Origin of the sequence: Brunnivagina elsteri CCALA 953, assembly GCF_002289455.1 — a bacterium.
Lineage (GTDB): Bacteria > Cyanobacteriota > Cyanobacteriia > Cyanobacteriales > Nostocaceae > Brunnivagina > Brunnivagina elsteri.
On sequence record NZ_NTFS01000640.1, the window covers coordinates 1 to 2,432 of the forward strand.

Genomic DNA, 2,432 nt, shown 5'->3' on the forward strand with positions numbered 1-2,432 from the left:
GTTTTTACACAGGTATCTCTCTATTTTTTTGTCCGCGATCGCAGTGTTGCTGAGACCGCTTTAGTCTAAACTCCAGTATTAAATATCAAATACCTGATTTTCAATTACTGAGTTTCCCCAATCAACGCTCACCATAAGCTCGTTACAACTAAGGGGATGGATCTAAAAATTTAAAATCAGATGAGATGGAAATAGCCTTTTCCACCTGCTGCTAATCTGTAAAGATACACCCACAAGCAGCAGGGAGTATTTCCGAAGCTTAACGAACCACCTCAAAAGCGATCGCCATCGCAGCCAGTTTCTTTGCGTCCACACCACGGACACCTGCACCTAACTTCACACCCTCAACATTGATTCCTCCGCGAGTCTCAGCATCCAAATCTCCCAATAATTTATCTGTTACATCTAAGAACTCATCATTACTTGGTGCAAGTGTTCCGCGTTTAATATTTCCTCTATTAGCAATGTCTTTGAGTGCTTTCAGGGAAGTGCGTAACGGAGATGTACTAGCAATAATTAATGTTTCCGTAATTCCAAAGGGTTCCCCAATAGTTAATTTAAAGCCATCATCATTCCCTGGAATTATCCGCTTATCTCTAGGTGCTAACAATGCTGCATCATCCGATTCACCCCAGGTATTCGGAAATATAATCGCCATCTCACCTGCGGCATCAATAACTAAAATACTGACATAAATAGGAGTAGATTCTTTGTTTTCCACTTCAAAGACTACTTGTGTACCTGCTGGTAATTTGGGAATTTCTCCCTCTTTGATATTTGTTGGTTTTGCAGGAGTAGTTGGATTTGCACCTGTTTGTTTAGAAATACCGCGAGTCGGCAGAGTTTCACTAATAATATTTTTACTACCAGCAATATTCATCGAAGCTGTAACTTTTACCTCTGATGTATTATTAGGTAACATTTGCTTGACAATTCGCGCTGCTAGTAGAGCTTTAAATTTGGGCTTTAAACGTTCTGCTGCTGCTGTAACGGTTTCATTTGCTGTACCGAAAGAACTGGGAACTATTTGATCAAGTGAAGGTAAAAATAAACAAAAGCTACCCACAGCAGGTAAATTTGTAACCTTTGATTTCTGCAATTGTTTATATCTGGTTTCGGTCATCCGAGCAAAAATATATTGTACTTCCTGTTGCCCCAAGGGTAAGGGAGTAACACGGTTGATTGCTTGTAATGCTTGTTGTGCTTGATTTGTTGTATTGCTATCAAAAGCGTCATCTAAGCCAATTTTTAATGTCAAATCATTAGGAACACCACGAATTGTTTCTTGTAAAAGTGTCCCTGTTTTTAATTCTGTATTTCCCCTGGCAGTATTGATAAATGTACCTTTTCCAACCAATCCTTGACGAGATTCTAACTTGACGATTCCTGTTTGTTTACCATTTGCATCGACAACACTGAAAGCAGCATCTTTGTTAAATGCTTCTAGTGAACGTGCATCAATCCCACCCAGCCATAATTCTACTTGGTTGCCTTTGGTTTGCGTCACCACAGCTTCAGCATAGGATGTGTTAAAGGGAGTAAAATAAGTTAATGGATTGGGATTTTTCTTACTATCTAATTCCAATTCTGGTTCTTGGAAAATACTGCTATTGCGTGACAAAATTTGTGTGCTGCGATTGACATCAACTAATATTCTTTTGACTGATTGATTTGCTGTTTGTTGCCAGAGATATTGAGTAAATAGATAAGTAAATGCACCTGCATGAAAGTCATCAAAAGGTGCATCGGCTGCAAATTGGTCGCGTTTAGCAGCAGCAATGACAACACCTTTGGCTACACCTTGACGACGCAGGTTAATAAATTGTTGTGGAGATAAATTTAAGCGTTTTAACCATTGTTGCTGATAGGCAAATTCTTGGGGACTTGGTTGCAATTTTGCTCATTATTACGAGAACGCACTACGAAATTTCCCCGTTTTGCACCTCCAGAATGGCAGCTATCTAATACAACAGTGACATTATCGGTTTTCAATGCATACATCAGTAAAAACAGCGTGTGTCCCATAATATCCTGCACTACACCACCAGAGGAATTGTAGTCGGAATCAATGGGAACCAGGGTACTATTGAAACCATCAGGATTATCTTTATCGGGATCGATTACCTGCGAACCATGTCCAGAGAAGTGAAATACCACCACATCCCCTGGTTTAGCTTGGTTGATGAGATGTTCTTCAAATGCTGTGAGGATACCTTGACGGGTGGCTTGTTGGTCGGTGAGGATTTTAATATCGTTGGGGTCAAAACCAAAGCGGTGTGTTAATAATTCTTTTTGTAACAAGACATCATTGACGCACCCTCTGAGGGGATTTACGCCGTTACCATATTCGTTAATACCGACCAAGAGGGCAAGTTTACGTCCTTTATTTTGCGCTAGAACTTGAGCATATTTATCCCCCTGTTGTGTAATAT

Annotated in this window: 2 protein-coding genes; both read right to left on the reverse strand. The window is 40.0% G+C overall.

The features are described from left to right. Positions 1 to 259: 259 nt before the first annotated feature. On the reverse strand, positions 260 to 1,894 hold the full coding sequence (locus tag CK510_RS29380) for a DUF4384 domain-containing protein (protein WP_245912502.1): 1,635 nt from the start codon (positions 1,892 to 1,894) through the stop codon (positions 260 to 262). After that, positions 1,849 to 2,432, reverse strand: a 584-nt coding sequence (locus CK510_RS33760; RefSeq protein ID WP_245912503.1) for a caspase family protein, incomplete at its 5' end; no start/stop codon positions are given. The genes CK510_RS33760 and CK510_RS29380, both read right to left, overlap by 46 nt.